This is a genomic window from Mycobacterium sp. PSTR-4-N (genome assembly GCF_022348085.1).
In the GTDB taxonomy this organism is placed as follows: Bacteria; Actinomycetota; Actinomycetes; order Mycobacteriales; family Mycobacteriaceae; genus Mycobacterium.
In genome coordinates, this window is sequence record NZ_JAKRFN010000017.1 from 51563 (window position 1) to 67933 (window position 16371).

Genomic DNA, 16371 nt, shown 5'->3' on the forward strand with positions numbered 1-16371 from the left:
CGTCATGCTGACCGGCCGGGCGGGCAGAACTCATCGCCACCGCTTCACACGACGCTCAGCGCCAGAGCCGCGATCAATCCGGCGGCGACGACGACCGTGCTGATCACCATCGTTGCCCGGCTCCCGAATGTCCGGGCCACCATGGCGATACCGGGCAGGCTGACGGCGGGCAGCGTGATCAGCAGCGCGCCGAGCACTCCCGACGAGACGCCGAGAAGCGCCAGGCCCTGCAGAATCGGGATCTCCCCTGCGGTCGGTATCACCATGAGCGTGCCGACGATCGCCGCGACGACGACGATCAGCAAGCTTCGATGATCCGGATCGACGATCGTCAGCAGCCAGCCGCGGAAGGCGCCGACCGCCAACACCATCACGAAATACTCGGGAACCAACACGACGCAGAGCCGCACGAGCGCGGCCGCAAACCGGACAGCTGCCGGCGTGCTCTCCGAGGCCTCTCGAGTCACATCAGGATCGGGCGTCAACGCCGGCTCCGCCCTTCGCGGCGCCAGCCTCGCCACCAGCACCGCCGCGCCGAGCACCGCGGCGGCACCGACCACCAGACGCGTCAGCGTCCACTGCCAGGGCGCGACGAGGGCGAGGAACACCAGTACGGCCGGGTTGAGCAACGGATTGCCCAACCAGTAGGCCACCGCAGCCCCCTGATCGACGCCGTTGCGGCGCAACGTGACAGTGACCGGAGCCGCACAACACGTACACATCATCGACGGCATTCCGGCCGCGGCCCCTGCGGCCGCACTCGACACCGGGTGCCGCCGGTTCAGCATGGCCGGCAGCCACGAGCGCGGAAGGAAAGCCTGCACACATGCGCTGAGCAGGAGCGCGACCACCAGTGCGGGCCAGATCGCGCCGACGTAGGCGGTGAAGAACGATGTCGCCGCATGCCAACTCGGCGCGTCAGCGGCCGTCACCCCACCGGTGTGCAAGATGTCCGAGCCGGACCACTGCCCCGTGCGCGCCGCGTGCAGCGCCTTGCCGATGTAGGGCATCCATTTCGCCCACATCAGACCTGCCACGGCCACGAGCACGGTCACCGCGGCCCCGATGACCGTCGCGCGTCGAGACGTCAGCATGTGTCAACAGATAGTCGACCAGGTTCCACCCTCGCCACGCGGGGTGGCGACGCCATTCGGGCAACCGGGAATTCCCCGACGCGTCAGTGGTTGCGGCTGACAGCATGGTGGCCGGACCGGCACGATAGGACCAATGGACGTGTGCGTGGTCGGGGCCGGCCCGGCAGGAGCGGCGTTGGCCGGGGCGTGTCAGCGCCTGGGACTGACCACTGCACTGGTCGACGTGGCCCCCGATCGGCCGTGGACCGCGACCTACGGGATGTGGACCCCGGAGCTGCCGCCCGAGTTGCCGGCGGCCGTCGTCGCCGCCCGAGCGGCCGGCAGGGTGGTTGCGCTGACCGACCGGCTTCTGGGCTGGGAGTACGCGGTGCTCGACGTGCCCAACCTCCAGGCCCACCTGTCCGACGGGCTGACCGGAGTGCGCGTGCATTCCGGTCGCGTCGTCGGGTCTCCGCAACCGGGCGTCGTGGCACTGGCCGACGGAACCGAGATCCGGGCCTCGGTCATCGTCGATGCCGGCGGGCAGGCGCGGCCACTGAACAGGCGGCGCAATGGCCGAGAGCGTGCCGCCCAGACCGCTTACGGGGTGTTCCTCGACGAGGAGACGGCCGCACCGCTGATCGCCCCGGGTGAAGCACTGTTCATGGACTGGCGCCAGGAGCACGGCGAAGACGGCTGGCCCACGTTCCTCTACGTCATCCCGCTGGGTGCGGGCCGTGTGCTGGTCGAGGAGACATCGTTGGCACGCCGGCCCGGCCTGCCGCTGCCCACGCTGCACCGCCGGCTCTGCGCCCGGCTCGCCCGTTACGGCATCACGCCACCCGCCGACGCTCCGGTGGAGCGGGTGGCATTCACCGTGGACCATCCCCGACACCGCGCCTCCGGCGTCCTGGGGTTCGGTGCCGCCGCACCGTTGATCCACCCGGCGACCGGTTTCAGCCTGGCTACGTCGTTGCGCCTCGCCCCACAGGTGGCCGCGGCGGTGGCGACCCACCTGCCGCGCGGACCCGAGCACGCGATCACTGCGGCCCACGACGCGGTGTGGCCGCGTAGCGCCCGGGTGGTGCACCACCTGCGCCGCGTCGGGTTGGAAGCCCTGTTGCGCATGCCGCCCGCCGACGTGCCCGCGTTTTTCGAGCAGTTCTTCGAGCTCCCCGAACGGCACCGATGGACCTACCTGACCGCGCGCGACGACGTCGCCGGCAACGTCGCCGCGCTGACCCATCTGTTCCGGGCGTCCAATCGACGACTGCGCGGCCATCTCGTCAGGCCCGCATTGCTTCCCCCGTTGCCGAGCAACGAGCGCGTCCTCAACTAGAGACACTCACGCGACCTGGTTGTCGGGTGGTGCGGGTCCGCCGGGGCCGTCTCCGTCGGGTGGTCGGAGGAGTCGTTCGGGGGTGTGGTGGGTGTTGATTCGGGTTTGGCCGGTGTCGAGGTTTGGGGGTGGGGTCCATTCGACTTCGTGGCGGGGGCTCATCGAGGTGCTCCAGCCGCCCGGCCCGACGGAGCGGTTGTCGGGTGGGCAGGCCAGGCCGAGGTCGTCGATGTTGGTGAGCCCGCCGTCGGCCCAGTCCTGGGTGACGTGGTGGACCTGGCAGCCGTACGCGCCGACGGCGCAGCCGGGCTTGGTGCAGCCTCCGTCGCGGGCGATCAGCATGACCCGCTGCGCCGCCGAGGCCACCCTGCGGGTGCGGAACAGGTCCAGGGCGGCGCCGGTGGCCCGGTCGAAGATCGCGAGGTAGTGGCTGGAGTGCGCCCCCATCCGGATTACGTCTTTGATGGGCAGCCGGGTGCCGCCTCCCGTCATCCCGATTCCGGCGCGCGATTCCAGGTCCTGCAGGGTGGTCCGCACGATCACCGTCACCGGCAACCCATTCAGCTGACCCAACTCACCGCTCATCAACGCGATCCGCCCGACTGCGACCAGCGCGTCGTGCTGGCGTTGGGCCAGGCTGCGGTGATCACTGTCGATCTGGGCCTGCGTTGGAGTGCCGGACGTGCACGGCTCGTCGTCGTCGGGGTTACACATCCCCGGGGCGGCGTATTTCGCGAAGATCGCCTCCCATATCGCCGCCGCTTCTGGGGTCAGATCCGCCCGCCACGGCGTCATCCCATCGCGCCCCTGCTGCCCCTTACTCACGGAACGTTTGCGGGTGCGTTCAGTGTCGTCGGGTTCGGGTCCGTCCTGATCCAATAAAAAGAGTTCCAGTTCGGCGGCGTCGTGGGTGGCTTTCGGGCCGGCACCGGCGGCGATACGCACGACATCGGCTTCGAACTGCTCCCGAGTTGTCACGTCGACGAAGCCGGGCAGCTTGTCGACAACCTTGCGGATCACCTCGACATGCTCCGGGGTGATCCGCCCCTCGGCCTGCGCCGTCGCGGCCGCCGGCAACGCCGGGGGTAACGGTGTCCCGGTGATCGACTGGCGTGGGGCGAGCAGCGCGGCTTCGGTCAGGCGACGGTGCGCTTCGGAGCCGCTGATCCGGTAGCGGATCGCCAGCACGTCGCGCCAGTTTTTGGCGCCCATCTTCTGTGGGGTGGTCTCGACCTGCAGCCGCGCCAGGGCGCGATGCCCGGCGGCGGGCAGCCGGCAGGACGCGGATTGCAGCTCATCGAGCAGCTCCACGACCTCGGCGGCGGTGGACAGGTCCAGATCGGCGGCGAGCACGGCATCGACACCGGCCCGTAACTGCGCCACCGCCTCCGCCACACCCACCGACATACTTCGAACATACATTCGACCACCGACAAGCTCGGCTCACCGTCAGTGTGATGCCTCAGGACATCAATGACCTGCGGGAAATCCCGTGCTCGAGGCAGAACGTCGAGACTGCTCCCCGAACCCCATCATCGGGCCACTGAGAAATGGCTAGCCGGACACGAGGATCTATAGGTTCATTGACAGCCACCCCGGCGGCCCCGGCGCAGAAGTGTCACCACCAAGACCACCCGAACCGTCACCGATGTCCTGATACAGAACCGTCACCGATGTCCTGAGAGATGACATCAGCCCACCGTCAGCTGTCTCGGGTGGAACCCCGGTCCATCTGGTCGAGCACCACGGTGGCCCGGAACCCGCACAGCACCAGGATGTGCAAGATGTACAGCCACAGCGCCAGCGCAGTCACCGCGCCCACTATGGGCAGTCCGCCGAACGGCGCCGACCACGGGATCGGGATGGCGAGGAACAACAGGAAGCCCTGCAGGAAACCCGACAGAATCGACCCGGTGCTGAACGCGCCGATGGCCAGTGCGCGCCAGCCGATGCGGCCGGGCCCGATGAGCCCGAAGACCCCGAGCAGCGCCGTCGACACCGTCACCCACACGATGTGGAAGGCCACGACCACTCCCCACACCAGCGACCACCCGCCCGCTGTGTACAGAGGAGCGACGTAGGACGCGGAGAGCAACACGGCCAGCACCAGGAATGGGGCCACCGCCGCCACACCCAGCAGTCCGGCCCGGCCGCGCCACCCCGTCAGCGAGTCCGGCTCCGCCGACATCTGGACGAATGCCCGGCGCAGACCCTCCCCGTACAAACTCGCCGGGAACAGCACGACCAGCGCCTGCACCCACGACATCCCCAGCGCCACCCGGGTCAGGGTGTGCAGCGCCTCCGGAGTGCCGTGGCCGCTGGGCAACCCGTCGATCGCCGCGGTCATGGCCGCGGTGACCGTGTCGTGGCCCGCCAGCGCCCCGACGGCCCACAACGCCGCGAGTGCCAGTGGCACCAACCCGATGACCCCGAAATAGGTGGCCCCGGCCGCCCACAACGCGAGATCGCTGCCCGGGAACGTCGTCCGGACACCGGAAGCGAACTGCCCCAATCGACTCACGGCATGTCCTTCACTCGTCGCGAGCCGCGCTGGCAGGCTGAGACCATGGTCCCTGACATACCCGCCGGATCGGGCGGCGACGATGCGGGGTGGTCGCACCTGCACGGCGGCGTGAAGCCGTCCCCGGTGGTGCGTGGCTGGTTGCGCATCATGCGGGCGCTCTCCGCCGGACCTGTCTCACGGATTCCGCCCGACGTCCTGTCGCTGGCCGGCGTGCTCGCCCTTGCCGCTGCCTGGGGTGCCGTCGTCGGTCCGGGTTGGCCGGCGCTGGTCGTCCCCCTGGTGTTGCTCGCCGGGGTGCTGGACGGGCTCGACGGCGCGGTGGCCCTGGGCACCGGGCGGGCCCGCCCGCTGGGGGCGCTGGTCGACTCCGTCGCAGACCGCATCGGCGACCTGCTGCTGGGTGCGGTGCTGTATGCACTGGGCGCTTCGCTGGGTTGGGTGCTCGCTGCGGTGACGTCGGTGCTGCTGCTCGAATACGTGCGGGCGCGCGCGCAGGCGGTCGGGATGCCCGGCGTCGGGGCGGTCACCGTGGCCGAGCGTCCGACGCGCCTCATCGTGGTCGCGCTGGCGGCGGGTGCGGTGGCGGTGCTCCCCGGCGGGGCGCCAGGCCTGGGGTGGCAGTGGGCCGATCTGTTCACCATCGTGTGGACCGCAGTCGGCGTGGTCGGAATGCTGCAGCTGCTCAACGGAATCCGCCGGTCGATGCCCGCGTCGTTCCCGCCGGACCGATGAGACCCGCGACGATCTCGGCCGACATCAGCACCAGCGGGATGCCGCCGCCCGGGTGAGCCGACCCCCCGACCAGGAACAAACCAGGGATCGGGCTGCGGTTGGCGGGTCGACGCAGCGCGGCCCGCGGACCGTGTGATGCGGTGCCGTAGATCGCGCCGCCGGGAGCGCCCGTGCGGCGTTCCAGCTCGGCCGGCGTGATGACCTCGGTGAACTGCAACCGCGGCCGGACATCGACACCGCGCTCGGCCAGGACGTCCAGGATGTGCGCGGAATAGGTGTCCGCGAGTCCCTCGGCGTCCCAGTCCATGCCGCCGCCCGCCGGATCGTGCGCCGGCGCATTGACCAGAACGAACCAGCCCTCGGTGGCGTCGTTCGGGCGCAGCGTCGGGTCGTCAGGGGCGTGCAGATAGACCGTCGGATCCGCGACCGGGCGCGGGCGACGGCCGAAGATCGCGTCGAACTCGGCGTCGTAGTCGCTGGGAAAAAGGATGCGGTGCGCTGCGCCCGGCTCCCGGCCGGACAAACCGAGCATCATCACGAAACCGGCCATCGAGCGGGGCGTCCGGCGCAACCGTCGGGCGAGCCGGGCCGGCGCGGGTGCGAGTCGGCCGTACAGCTCGCTCGCGTCGGCGTCGCTGACCACCACGTCGGCGGGCACCGTGGTACCGGCGCAGCGCACTCCGTACACCCGCCCACCCCCGGTGACCACCTCGTCCACCCGAGAGTCGGTCCGGATCTCGACGCCGAGCTCGGCGCAGCGCCGGGCCACCGTGTCGACGATCCGCCGCAGACCGCCGGCGACGTACCAGGCGCCGAACTCCTGCTCCACGAACGAGGTGACCGCCAGCACCGACGGGGTGCGCCGGGGATCGGAGCCGGAGTAGGTCGCATAGCGGTTCAGCCACATCCGCAGCCGAGGGTCGGCGAACGTGGCGCGACCCAGGCCGTCGATGGTGCGCCAGGGCGCGACCGCCCTCAGATCGGCCGGGCGCGCGCTCATCCGCGCCAGGGCCGGTAGTGAAATCGGTTGTCGGAGAACAGGTTCGCCCACCAGATCCCACAGCCGTCGAGCTCGTTCGTGCAGACGCCGCCAGGACTGCCCCGCTTCCCGGCCCAACACGTCGTCGATCGCGGCTCCCACCGCATTCCGGTCGTGAGGCAGCGTCAGCTCGGTGCCGTCAGCGAATCGGTAGGCGCACGCCGGGTCGACGCGCTCGATGCGCAGGTCCGACGGACCACCGGTGGCGGCGAACAGCTCGGTGAGCAGATCCGGCATCGTCAGCAGAGACGGCCCGGTGTCGAAGGTGAAACCGTCGCGGTGAACGACCCCCAGCTTGCCGCCGACCGTCGGCGCGGCCTCGCACACCGTCACCTGATGGCCGAGTGCGGCCAGCCGCGCAGCAGCGGCCAATCCGCCCAAGCCGGCACCGATCACCACGACGCGGCTCACAGGGCCCGGCCCTTCCACTGCAGGGTCCCGCGCCGACGACCCACCCACGACGAGGCCAGCAATCCCAGCAACGCCAGCACGGAGACCGGGTGGCCGGCGGCGTCGAACAGGTCCCCCGCGCCGCCGCGGCCGGACCATCGGCGTGCCGGCAGCCGCCCGATGACGGCGGCGGCGTAGCCCAGCGCTCCGACCCGGGAGCCGGCGAGCGCCGCGGCAGGCGGCACGACGTACACCAGGCACAAGACGGCTCCCACGGCCGCTGCGCCGGCGGCGGATCCGAACGCCGCCCACAGCGACTTGCGGTAGCCCGCGCTGAGTTCGCGGCCCGTGGCGTACATCCGGCAGGTGGCGACGCCGGAACCGTCGGCGACGCCGGTGCGGCCCCCGCTGATCCGCACCGCCCGCGCCAGCCCTATGTCGTCGAGCACGGCGTCGGCCACCGCAGCCCAACCGCCCGCGCGGGCCAGCGCGTCGGCGCGTACCGCGAGGAACTGCCCGTTGGCCACGGCCAGAGACGGTCGTCGCGACCTCTCGGCGATCCGCAGCGGCACCGTCGTCAGCCACGACCACGCCAGCAGCGGCTGCACCAGGCGCCCCAGCGCCCCCGCGGTCACCTGCCGCGGCCACACGCTCACCAGGTGGGGGGCATCCGCTTTCTCGAGCATCATCGCCGCACCCGCGACGGCGGTCGGCGCGAGCACCACATCGGCGTCGACGAAGACCAGGATCTCACCGCGCGCCGCCGCCGCCAGCTGCGCGCACGCATGCGGCTTGCCCAGCCACCCGGGCGGCGGCGGCGATCCCGTCAGGACCTCGAGCCGGGGATCATCACCGGCGGCGCACCGAACGACGTCGGCGGTACCGTCGGTGGATCCGTCGTCGAGCACCAGGATTTCGGCGTCCGGCAGCGCCTTCTGCGCGAGCACCGAACGAATCGTCGGAGCGATCCGATGCGCCTCGTCGCGGGCCGGGATCAGCACCGACACCGCCGCCACCGCGGGATTCGGGTGCTCCTCCGGCCGACGCAGCACGCGCAGATTGACCAGCTCGAGCATCGTGCCGAGGACGGCGAGCGCCGATCCGACCGCCGTCGCGGCGCGTAGGATTTCGGCAAGGCGCGCATCGGGCACCTGCAAACTCTACGCAGTTCGGCGATGGCGCCGCGCCGGCGGCAGGCGCCGCACGGCCAGAAAGACTCTCGAGGCGGAGGTTCGGCGGGTGGCGGTTGCGGTGCCCAGCGCCCACACTGCGCCCCTGCGCTGGCGGCCCGCGGTCTGGGCCCTGGTCGTCTCGGCAGTCGTCGTGCAGATCGTCTACCCGTTGATGCCCGAGGTGTGGCGCACCCCGGTGACGGTGTGCAGCGTCGCGATCTTCTTCCTCGCCTCGCTGGCCGACGTCGGGCGGGTGCACGGGGTGCGCGGGGCGCTGATCCTGGCAGCCGTCGCCGGCGGCGGCGGTCTGCTCGCCGAGGCGGTCGGCGTCGCGACGGGGATTCCGTTCGGGCGCTACGCCTACACCGGCACGCTGGGCCCCGAGGTGCTCGGCGTTCCGGTGATCGTGCCGATGGCCTGGGTGATGATGGCCTGGCCGGCGCTGGTGGTCGGACGCAGCCTCGCCCGGCGCGGGCCGGCCGTCGTCGCCGTGTCCGCGTACGCGTTGACGGCCTGGGACGTGTTCCTCGACCCACAGATGGTCGCAGCCGGGCACTGGCGGTGGTTCGACGCCACCCACACCCTGCCTCTGATCCCCGGGATCCCGCTGACGAACTACGGCGGCTGGCTGCTCGTGTCGACCGCGATGATGGTGGCGCTGCACCTGCTGCTGCCCTCGCGCGGCACGTTGTCGTTCTCGAAACCCGCAGCGGCGCTGTATCTGTGGGTCTACTTCTCCTCGGTGCTGGCCCACGCCGTGTTCTTCGGCCTGCCCGGCTCGGCGATCACCGGCGGGGTGCTGATGGGGGTGGTCGCGCTGCCGTTCGCCGCCCGCGTGTTCGCCCAAGCCCGCGCCGACCGATCGACGACAAGGAGTCGCCCCGATGAGTGATGTCATGACCAGTCGTGCCGCGCCGCTGCGCATGCGGCCGCGGCGCCTGGTGGTGCCGGATCCGTTGCTGCCCCAGCAGGTACCCGCGGGCAGCGAGGCCGTCGTCGTCGGCGGCGGCATCGCCGGTGTCTCGGCTGCGGTGGTGCTCGCCGAACGCGGTGTCGCCGTGACGCTGCTCGAGGCGGCCGGCCACCTGGGCGGCAGGCTGGGAGCATGGCCGGAACGTCTGCCCGACGGTGCCGAGCAGATCATCGAGCACGGCTTCCACGCCTTCTTCCGGCACTACTACACCTGGCGGGCGATCCTGCGACGGGCCGATCCGATGCTCTCGTTTCTCGCGCCGGTGAAGAGCTACCCGGTGATCTCCGCCGAGTGGCCCGCCGAAGACCTCTCCGGACTGCCCGCCGCTCCCCCGTTGAATCTGCTGGCGCTGGCGTTGCGGTCCAAGAGCCTGACGCGCCGCGAACTCCTGCGCGCCGACGCCGACACCGGGCGGGCGCTGCTGGCCTACGACCGAGCAACCACCTACGCCGAGTTCGACGATGTGGACGCCGCGACGTTCCTCGACGGCTTCGGGATGACCGCACGCAGCCGAAGCATGCTGTTCGAGGCCTTCGCCCGGTCGTTCTTCTGCAACCAGGGGCAACTCTCGGCCGCCGAACTGATCGCGATGTTCCACTACTACTTCCTCGGCAACCCCGAGGGAATCGGCTTCGACGTCCCTTCCACCGACTATGCGACCGCGATCTGGGACCCCCTGCAGAGCCATCTGCAGCGCCATGGCGCCGAGGTCCAGATGAACACCGGGTGCGTATCCGTCGAGCCGAACGGCCACGGTTGGCGGGTCACGACGACGGCGGGGACCATCGACACCCGGCACGTGATCATGGCACTCGACCCCGGGGCACTCACCGACGTCGTGAGCCGCTCACCGAGCACCGCGCAGGTCGCCCCACTGTTGGCGCAGGCGTGCGAAAAACTCACGGTGGCACCGCCTTTCGCAGTCAGCCGGATCTGGTACGACCGTGACGTCGCCGCGGATCGGGCACCGTTCTGCGCGGTGAGCGGACAACCGACACTGGACTCGATCGCCGTGTACTCACGCCTCGAAGACCCGAGCATCGAGTGGGCGCGCGCCACGGGTGGGTCGATCGTGGAACTGCACTCCTACTCATGCCGTCTTCCCGACGCCGTGAGCGCTGCGACCGCACTGCGCAAGGAACTGGCGATCCTGTGGCCCGAGACCGCGGCGGCGCAGATCCTGCACACCCACGACCGGCTCGAAGCCACCGCGCCCGCCTTTCCGCCCGGTTCGGCCGGCACCCGGCCCACCGTGCGCACCGACGCGCGCGGGCTGCGCGTCGCCGGCGACTACGTCGACACCCCCTACCTGTCCGGGCTCATGGAACGCTCGGCCATGTCGGGCGTGCTGGCTGCCAACGACGTGCTCGCCGAACTCGGTGCGGCGGCCGAACCGATCCTCGGCGTGCCCCAGCGGGGCCTGCTCGCCGGCGTGCCACAGATCGGTGCGAGGGCACGCGCGTCGAGCTGACCGTCGATCAGCCCCCGAGTTCTGTGACCGCCGTGTCCAACGCGGCCGCCTGAGCCGCGAGCTCGCTGTCATCCAGTCGGGTTGTCCCACCGGTGCGTTCGAGGAGGTCCGCGCGGGAGATCACCTCGAGCGCGCCACGGTGGGCGTCGTCGCCGACCTCCGTGCCCGATACCACCTCGGCGTGGCCCCCGATCAGCACCAGTACCGCATCGGAGTCAGCCGCCAAGAGCTCGCGCACGTGTTCGCTCGTCACCGTCATGGCGCCCGGATGCCCGGACGAAGTGTGACGAAACCTTCACACCGGTAACGGCGATACGTCACGTGACGAACTAGTCCACGCGGGTGCGATGTGAAGCAACAGCATCGCCTCGGCTTGCATGCCGCCCGCGGACAGTTCCCAAGACGCGCGCCGCGAGGCGCGCGGTGGAGAGGACGGCACACACGATCATGAAGTATTTCCTCGCATTCAGACGTCGGCTGATCGCCGGCGCACTGGTGGCGCTGCTGCTGCCGGGTCTCGTCGCGGTCGTCGGCGGATCCGCCACGGCCGCCGCGTACTCGCGGCCCGGACTGCCCGTCGAGACGCTGATGGTTCCTTCTGCGGCGATGGGCCGCGACATTCCGGTCAAGTTCCAGGGCGGCGGCCCGAAGGCGGTCTACCTGCTCGACGGCCTGCGCGCCCGTGACGACAACAGTGGCTGGGACATCGAAACCGCGGCATTCGAGAACTACTTCGAATCCGGTCTCTCGGTGGTGATGCCGGTCGGCGGCATGTCCAGCTTCTACACGAACTGGCAGCGTCCGGCCGTCGGCAACGGCACCACGTACAACTACCAGTGGGAGACCTTCCTGACCTCCGAGCTGCCCGCCTATCTGGCGGCCAACAAGGGGATCTCACCCAGCGGTAACGCCGTTGTCGGCCTGTCGATGTCGGGCAGCGCGGCGCTGATCCTCGCCGCCTACCATCCCGGCCAATTCAGTTACGCCGCATCGCTGTCGGGGTTCCTGAACCTGTCGCAGGGCATCTGGCCGACCCTGGTCGGCTTCGCGATGCGTGACGCGGGTGGGTTCGACGCCACCGCGATGTGGGGTCCCGGGGGCGGTCCCGCGTGGCAGCGCAACGACCCGACCCTGCAGGCCGGACGACTCGTGGCCAACGGCACGCGGCTGTGGATCTACACCGGCAACGGCCGCCCGGGTGACCTCGGCGGCGGCGGTGACATCCCCGGTCAGGTGTTGGAGAGCATCACCGGAGACAGCAACCGCGCGTTCCAGAAGGCCTACCTCGGTGACGGAGGACGCAACGCGACCTTCAACTTCCCGCCGAACGGGACGCATGGCTGGGGGTACTGGGGCGCACAGCTGAACGCGATGAAGCCCGACATTCAGCGCACACTGGGCGCCTGAGACGGCCGAACCGGCTGCAGCACCGGTGTGCTGCGGCCGGTTCGGTCTAGTCGTCGGTGACCTGACCGGGGCGGGCCACGGGCCGCTCCCAGCGCGCGCGGCGCTCATCGTCGGACTGTTCCCACCATGGTGGTGAACCACGTTCGCCCAGCGCCACTTTGGCGTCCTGCACGCCCGCTCTGGCGGTCGCCTCCTGCGGAGTTCCCCGGGTGCGCCGCACCTCGCGTCGCCACGCCATCAGGATGTGTGTCAGTTCCTCGCGGCGCTGTTCGGGGATGGCGGGATCGGTGGCTCGCCACCGTCTGCCCTTGATGACGATGTAGTGCCCGTCTTCGGTCATGACATGCGACCGCCGCGGACCCGATGGGTCCGCGGCGGTCGGTTCATGTGTTTCAGGTGATCAGTAGGTCGGAACGAAGACGCCGTTCAGCCAGACGCCCCAGTGCTGCCAGCCTTCGTCCCACACCTGCGGGTTTCCGGCGGCCCACGACGGATCGACCGGCTTGGGCGGGGCCCACGCCGGGGGGGTGCCGACGTTCGGGCCGGCGGGCGGAGCGGGCGGAGGCGTGTAGCCGGGCTGCGCAACGGCGGAGCCGGCGACACCCAGAGCGCCTGCGGTGAGGCCACCGAACACGGCGGCGCTGGCAAGAACCTGAGTCAACTTCATCGGTGAAACTCCCCTTTCGGGCCTGACCGGCCCACGATCGTTGAGTACGGCTAGAGAACTAACCGATCCGCTGTCCGGATAAACGCCTGGTGTGGCCCATTTCACAGCTGCCGGCTGCTTCACTGGTTCCATGTCCGACCAGCTGCGCAGGGAACTGGAGACGATCGCGGCCGGGCCGGGGCCGCACGCCGATGCTGCCCGGGTGGCGCTGGGCGAGGGTCCGCTCGAGCGCCGACTCGACGCGGCGATCCGCGCACTGGCCGGACACCGCGGTTCGCGCAGCAGCACCTGCCCGTCGGATGCGGCCCGCGCGGTCGGCGGCGCGGACTGGCGGGCCGCGATGGACACCGCCCGGGAGATCTCCCGCGACCTCGCGCGTCGCGGCATGGTGCACATCACCCAGCGCGGTGAGATCCTCGACCCAGACGGCCAGTGGCGAGGCCCGATCCGTGTCCGGGCCGCGGACCTACCATGACGGCGTGTCCGACGACGATCGTCTCCGCTGGGAGGAGCGCTACCGATCGCTACCCCCCGTGCAGGCTGACGACGTCGGGCTGCCGGCACCGTTCCGCCGGCATGTCGAAGCGGTGCCCCGCTGCGGTACCGCGCTCGACCTCGCGTGTGGGCGTGGTACCGCCGCCGTGTGGCTGGCGAAGCGGGGAATGGCGGTTCACGCTTACGACGTATCCCCGACCGCGGTGGACGCGGCGCGAGCACTGGCCCGCTCGAACGGGGTTGCGACGCGTTGTCACATCGCCGTGGCTGATCTCGACGACGGACTCCCCCACGGTGACGAGGTCGATGTGTTGCTGTGCAGTATGTTTCGCGCGCCCGCGCTGTACGGGGCGATGATCGACCGCGTGGTGCGCGGCGGGCTGCTGGCCGTCAGCGTGCTCAGCGAGGTCGGTGCGTCACCTGGCCGCTATCGCGCACCGGCCGGGGAACTCACCCGGGCGTTCGGTGCGCTGGAGATCGTCACCGCCGGTGAGGACGGAGGCCGAGCCTGGCTGCTGGCCCGGCGCTGAGTCACCCGCGGGAACGGCGGGGCCGCAGCGCTCCCCACACCCCGACGCCGATACCGGCCACCGCGCCGCCGAGGCCGATGAGCCGCTGCGAGCGACTGAGGTGCTCGTGCACACTCAGTCCGCCGAGCAGATCGGCTGCGTCGGCGCCTCCCGAGGCGAGGAACCAGCCGCGAGTGTCGCGCCCCGATGCCGCCGCGGAGATCAGCAGCGCGCCTATCAACGCATCGCGGTAGCCCATCGAGCGCAACAGCAGCAGCGCGGTGTGCGGCGGATCTGCCGGATCACCCCAGAAACGGTTCGCCCGTAGCGGGTCCACGAGAAACCAGACGCCCGAGGTGAGGCGTATGCCACCTGCGACCAGGGCGGCGCGGTCGATTGCCGGCCGCGTCACGCGGCGGCCCAGCTGACTGCCGCGTCCAGATCCGCGACCGAGAACAGCGCGACCTCACCGGGCACCAGCCAGGCGAAGGCGTGCAGCGCGTGAACCACCCAGTCCTTGTCGGTGACCACGGCGACGCGGCGGAAGGCGCTGTGGTGGTGCATCAGCACGTCGAGCCCCAACCGCAGGTCTTCGGCCAGACCGCCCCGTCCGAACCCCTCGTAGTCGTCGGCGACGACCTCGACGAGCCGGATCTCCCCCGTCGTCATCATCTGTTCGATCACCGGCGCGAATTCCCGCAGATCTGCGCCGTCGAGACGGCCGGACACCCGGAACCCCGCCACGCCCGGTGGCAGGTCCGTCAGCATCTCGATCATGCTCGGAAGTCTGGCACGTGCGGCGTTCGCGCGAGTACCGTTCGCCGGTTGCAGCTCAATTCTGCCGCGGCAGAATCTCTTTGACGAAAGTGTTCAAGAACTCCCCCGTGTCCGTCGAGCCCAGCGGTCGGATGACGAACTTCGTCAGGCCCGCAGCGATGTACCCGTCGAGCATCGCGTGCAGCGCAGGCCAGTCGGAAGCGACCAGTTCCGCAGGATCGAGGTCGGGCCGGCGAGCGTGGACGGCTGCCCGCACCGGCGCAGGTAAATCGCCGGTACCGACCGCCACGTTGATGCCGAAGTGGTCGTCGGGGACGTGTCGTCCGGCCTTCTCGGCGGCCGCGCGAATGTCCGCCAGCGCGGTGCGCGTCTCGTCCGGGGTGAGGAAGCTGCCCAACCACCCGTCGGCGTAGGTCCCTACCCGCTGATACCCCGCCGGCGAGGAGCCACCGAGCCACACATCAAGCGGCGCAGCCGGTTTCGGTGTGATCGAGGCGTCGCGAACCGAGAAGAACTCACCGGCGAACGTGACTGCGTCGTCGCGTAGCACGCGGCGCAGCAGTGTCAGTGACTCGTCGAACACCGCGGCGCGCTTGCCCTCGGGCACGACGAACAGGTCACGCTCGACCGGTAGCGCCGGGCGCAGGCCGAACACGGGCAGCACCCTTTTGGGTGCGAGCGCGGCCATCGACAGCAGCTGCTTGGCGACCAGCACCGGATGACGGCCGGGCAGCACGGCAACCGACGTCCCCACCTTGAGATGGCGGGTACGCGCCAGCGCGAACGCCATTCCGACGGTGGGATCGATCGCCGGCGAATACACGAGTTCGGAGAACCACAGGGAATCGACTCCCTCGGCCTCGAGGCGGTCGACGACATCCGCCAGCGCCTCCGGACCCACATCCGTGCCTAGGCTCACTCCGAACCGAACCTTCATCATCAGATCTCCTCCGGTCGTCCCTCACCAGGATGCGCCACCGGCGAGAACTGAGAGGATGTCGGCGTGGCAGAGCGCGTGAAGTTCCCGAGCAGCAGTGGTCCGGCACTGGCCGGCCTGATCGACGTACCCGACGGCGAGGTCCGGGGCTGGGGGGTCTTCGCGCACGGTTTCACCCTCGGGAAGGATTCGCCGGCGGCCAGCCGCATGTGCAAACAGTTGGCCAGCGAGGGTATCGGCATGCTGCGCTTCGACAACCTGGGCCTCGGCCACTCGGAGGGCGACTGGGGCGACGGATCGTTCTCCCACAAGGTCGCCGACACCGTGCGCGCGGTCGAGTTCATGAACGACTCCGACCGCGAGGTGCGGCTGCTGGTGGGCCATTCCTTCGGTGGCGCCGCGGCGATCGCGGCCGCCCACGAGTGCCCGACGGTGACGGCAGTGGCCAGTGTCGGCGCGCCGTTTCAGCCCGCGCATGTGGAGCACATCTATGACGCGTTGGTCGAACGCATCGAATCCGACGGGGAGGCACCGCTTCTCATCGGCGGTAAGGCGCTGACGCTGCGACGGCATTTCATCGAAGACGTCCGTGCCGCCGACCTGCGCGAGCGCATCAAGACGCTGCGGCGCGCGCTGCTGGTGATGCATTCGCCCACTGACAACACGGTCGGCATCGCCAACGCCAGCGACATCTTCCGTGCCGCACGGCATCCCCGCAGTTTCGTGTCCCTGGAGGGGGCCGACCATCTGCTGACCGAAAAGAACCAGGCGGCCCGCGCGGCCCGGATCATCAGCGCCTGGGCCGACCCCTACCTGTGAGCGTCGGCGCGGATGGGCGGCGCGTGACCGGGCCGCCCATCCGCGTC

Annotated in this window: 19 protein-coding genes; 8 read left to right on the forward strand and 11 right to left on the reverse strand. The window is 70.3% G+C overall.

What is annotated here, in order from left to right; all coding sequences use genetic code 11:
• Positions 1–44: 44 nt before the first annotated feature.
• The gene (locus MHN84_RS20730; protein WP_241206390.1) at positions 45–1094 is read right to left on the reverse strand and encodes a permease; all 1050 of its coding nucleotides are present in this window, start codon (positions 1092–1094) and stop codon (positions 45–47) included.
• A 133-nt stretch (positions 1095–1227) separates the two neighbouring features.
• On the opposite strand from MHN84_RS20730, the gene MHN84_RS20735 reads away from it, so the two are divergent.
• Positions 1228–2412, forward strand: a complete 1185-nt coding sequence (locus tag MHN84_RS20735; protein ID WP_241206391.1) for a lycopene cyclase family protein — start codon at positions 1228–1230, stop codon at positions 2410–2412.
• Positions 2413–2418: 6 nt separating this feature from the next.
• Here MHN84_RS20735 and MHN84_RS20740 read toward each other — a convergent pair whose 3' ends face one another.
• Together MHN84_RS20740 and MHN84_RS20745 are read right to left on the reverse strand one after the other, a co-directional pair.
• Positions 2419–3834 (reverse strand): HNH endonuclease signature motif containing protein, encoded by a 1416-nt coding sequence (locus MHN84_RS20740; protein ID WP_241206392.1) that lies wholly within the window; start codon positions 3832–3834, stop codon positions 2419–2421.
• A 280-nt stretch (positions 3835–4114) separates the two neighbouring features.
• Positions 4115–4933, reverse strand: a complete 819-nt coding sequence (locus MHN84_RS20745; RefSeq protein WP_241206393.1) for a YhjD/YihY/BrkB family envelope integrity protein — start codon at positions 4931–4933, stop codon at positions 4115–4117.
• A gap of 3 nt (positions 4934–4936) precedes the next feature.
• Here MHN84_RS20745 and MHN84_RS20750 point away from each other — a divergent pair, with 3 nt between their 5' ends.
• Positions 4937–5668: a CDP-alcohol phosphatidyltransferase family protein gene (locus tag MHN84_RS20750; protein ID WP_241206394.1), complete on the forward strand. Its 732-nt coding sequence runs from the start codon at positions 4937–4939 to the stop codon at positions 5666–5668.
• Here MHN84_RS20750 and MHN84_RS20755 read toward each other — a convergent pair.
• A complete protein-coding gene (locus MHN84_RS20755) occupies positions 5619–7118 on the reverse strand; it encodes an NAD(P)/FAD-dependent oxidoreductase (protein ID WP_241206395.1) in 1500 nt (499 codons plus the stop codon). The two genes, MHN84_RS20750 and MHN84_RS20755, sit on opposite strands and share 50 nt — an antisense overlap.
• On the reverse strand, positions 7115–8248 hold the full coding sequence (locus tag MHN84_RS20760; protein WP_241206396.1) for a glycosyltransferase family 2 protein: 1134 nt from the start codon (positions 8246–8248) through the stop codon (positions 7115–7117). The genes MHN84_RS20755 and MHN84_RS20760 overlap by 4 nt, the downstream gene beginning before the upstream one ends.
• 88 nt (positions 8249–8336) lie before the next feature.
• Between MHN84_RS20760 and MHN84_RS20765 the strand changes: the two genes are divergently transcribed.
• Positions 8337–9161 (forward strand): carotenoid biosynthesis protein, encoded by an 825-nt coding sequence (locus MHN84_RS20765; protein ID WP_241206397.1) that lies wholly within the window; start codon positions 8337–8339, stop codon positions 9159–9161.
• Positions 9154–10713, forward strand: coding sequence for an FAD-dependent oxidoreductase (locus MHN84_RS20770; protein WP_304654335.1), 1560 nt, complete (start codon positions 9154–9156; stop codon positions 10711–10713). Before MHN84_RS20765 ends, MHN84_RS20770 begins: the two co-directional genes overlap by 8 nt.
• Before the next feature lie 7 nt (positions 10714–10720).
• On the opposite strand, the gene MHN84_RS20775 is transcribed toward MHN84_RS20770, so the two are convergent.
• Positions 10721–10972, reverse strand: a complete 252-nt coding sequence (locus MHN84_RS20775; protein ID WP_241206398.1) for a hypothetical protein — start codon at positions 10970–10972, stop codon at positions 10721–10723.
• Between the two features lie 188 nt (positions 10973–11160).
• On the opposite strand from MHN84_RS20775, the gene MHN84_RS20780 reads away from it, so the two are divergent.
• Positions 11161–12120 (forward strand): esterase family protein, encoded by a 960-nt coding sequence (locus MHN84_RS20780; protein WP_241206399.1) that lies wholly within the window; start codon positions 11161–11163, stop codon positions 12118–12120.
• Positions 12121–12166: 46 nt separating this feature from the next.
• Here MHN84_RS20780 and MHN84_RS20785 read toward each other — a convergent pair whose 3' ends face one another.
• Both MHN84_RS20785 and MHN84_RS20790 read right to left on the reverse strand, forming a co-directional pair.
• Positions 12167–12460 (reverse strand): hypothetical protein, encoded by a 294-nt coding sequence (locus tag MHN84_RS20785; protein WP_241206400.1) that lies wholly within the window; start codon positions 12458–12460, stop codon positions 12167–12169.
• A 60-nt stretch (positions 12461–12520) separates the two neighbouring features.
• Positions 12521–12787 (reverse strand): hypothetical protein, encoded by a 267-nt coding sequence (locus MHN84_RS20790; RefSeq protein WP_241206401.1) that lies wholly within the window; start codon positions 12785–12787, stop codon positions 12521–12523.
• Positions 12788–12917: 130 nt separating this feature from the next.
• Between MHN84_RS20790 and MHN84_RS20795 the strand changes: the two genes are divergently transcribed.
• The gene (locus MHN84_RS20795; protein WP_241206402.1) at positions 12918–13262 is read left to right on the forward strand and encodes a DUF3253 domain-containing protein; all 345 of its coding nucleotides are present in this window, start codon (positions 12918–12920) and stop codon (positions 13260–13262) included.
• A gap of 4 nt (positions 13263–13266) precedes the next feature.
• The gene (locus tag MHN84_RS20800) at positions 13267–13812 is read left to right on the forward strand and encodes a methyltransferase domain-containing protein (protein ID WP_241206403.1); all 546 of its coding nucleotides are present in this window, start codon (positions 13267–13269) and stop codon (positions 13810–13812) included.
• Between the two features lies 1 nt (position 13813).
• Here the strand turns inward: MHN84_RS20800 and MHN84_RS20805 are convergent, their stop codons facing one another.
• Genes MHN84_RS20805 through MHN84_RS20815 form a run of 3 tightly spaced genes read right to left on the reverse strand, consistent with a single transcriptional unit; the run spans position 13814 to position 15505 of the window.
• A complete protein-coding gene (locus MHN84_RS20805) occupies positions 13814–14203 on the reverse strand; it encodes a DUF4267 domain-containing protein (RefSeq protein WP_241206404.1) in 390 nt (129 codons plus the stop codon).
• Positions 14200–14568, reverse strand: coding sequence for an STAS/SEC14 domain-containing protein (locus MHN84_RS20810; protein ID WP_241206405.1), 369 nt, complete (start codon positions 14566–14568; stop codon positions 14200–14202). Before MHN84_RS20810 ends, MHN84_RS20805 begins: the two co-directional genes overlap by 4 nt.
• A 55-nt stretch (positions 14569–14623) precedes the next feature.
• Positions 14624–15505: a TIGR03854 family LLM class F420-dependent oxidoreductase gene (locus tag MHN84_RS20815; RefSeq protein ID WP_241206475.1), complete on the reverse strand. Its 882-nt coding sequence runs from the start codon at positions 15503–15505 to the stop codon at positions 14624–14626.
• Between the two features lie 66 nt (positions 15506–15571).
• Here MHN84_RS20815 and MHN84_RS20820 point away from each other — a divergent pair, with 66 nt between their 5' ends.
• Positions 15572–16324, forward strand: a complete 753-nt coding sequence (locus MHN84_RS20820; RefSeq protein ID WP_241206406.1) for a S9 family peptidase — start codon at positions 15572–15574, stop codon at positions 16322–16324.
• The last annotated feature ends 47 nt before the right edge of the window (positions 16325–16371 follow it).

Bases quoted from the DNA above. Each gene is read 5' to 3' on its own strand.
- MHN84_RS20730 (WP_241206390.1), bottom strand. From the start codon at position 1,094: ATGCTGACGTCTCGACGCGCGACGGTCATCGGGGCCGCGGTGACCGTG.
- MHN84_RS20735 (WP_241206391.1), top strand. From the start codon at position 1,228: ATGGACGTGTGCGTGGTCGGGGCCGGCCCGGCAGGAGCGGCGTTGGCC.
- MHN84_RS20740 (WP_241206392.1), bottom strand. From the start codon at position 3,834: ATGTATGTTCGAAGTATGTCGGTGGGTGTGGCGGAGGCGGTGGCGCAG.
- MHN84_RS20750 (WP_241206394.1), top strand. From the start codon at position 4,937: ATGTCCTTCACTCGTCGCGAGCCGCGCTGGCAGGCTGAGACCATGGTC.
- MHN84_RS20770 (WP_304654335.1), top strand. From the start codon at position 9,154: ATGAGTGATGTCATGACCAGTCGTGCCGCGCCGCTGCGCATGCGGCCG.
- MHN84_RS20775 (WP_241206398.1), bottom strand. From the start codon at position 10,972: ATGACGGTGACGAGCGAACACGTGCGCGAGCTCTTGGCGGCTGACTCC.
- MHN84_RS20780 (WP_241206399.1), top strand. From the start codon at position 11,161: ATGAAGTATTTCCTCGCATTCAGACGTCGGCTGATCGCCGGCGCACTG.
- MHN84_RS20785 (WP_241206400.1), bottom strand. From the start codon at position 12,460: ATGACCGAAGACGGGCACTACATCGTCATCAAGGGCAGACGGTGGCGA.
- MHN84_RS20790 (WP_241206401.1), bottom strand. From the start codon at position 12,787: ATGAAGTTGACTCAGGTTCTTGCCAGCGCCGCCGTGTTCGGTGGCCTC.
- MHN84_RS20795 (WP_241206402.1), top strand. From the start codon at position 12,918: ATGTCCGACCAGCTGCGCAGGGAACTGGAGACGATCGCGGCCGGGCCG.
- MHN84_RS20810 (WP_241206405.1), bottom strand. From the start codon at position 14,568: ATGATCGAGATGCTGACGGACCTGCCACCGGGCGTGGCGGGGTTCCGG.
- MHN84_RS20815 (WP_241206475.1), bottom strand. From the start codon at position 15,505: ATGAAGGTTCGGTTCGGAGTGAGCCTAGGCACGGATGTGGGTCCGGAG.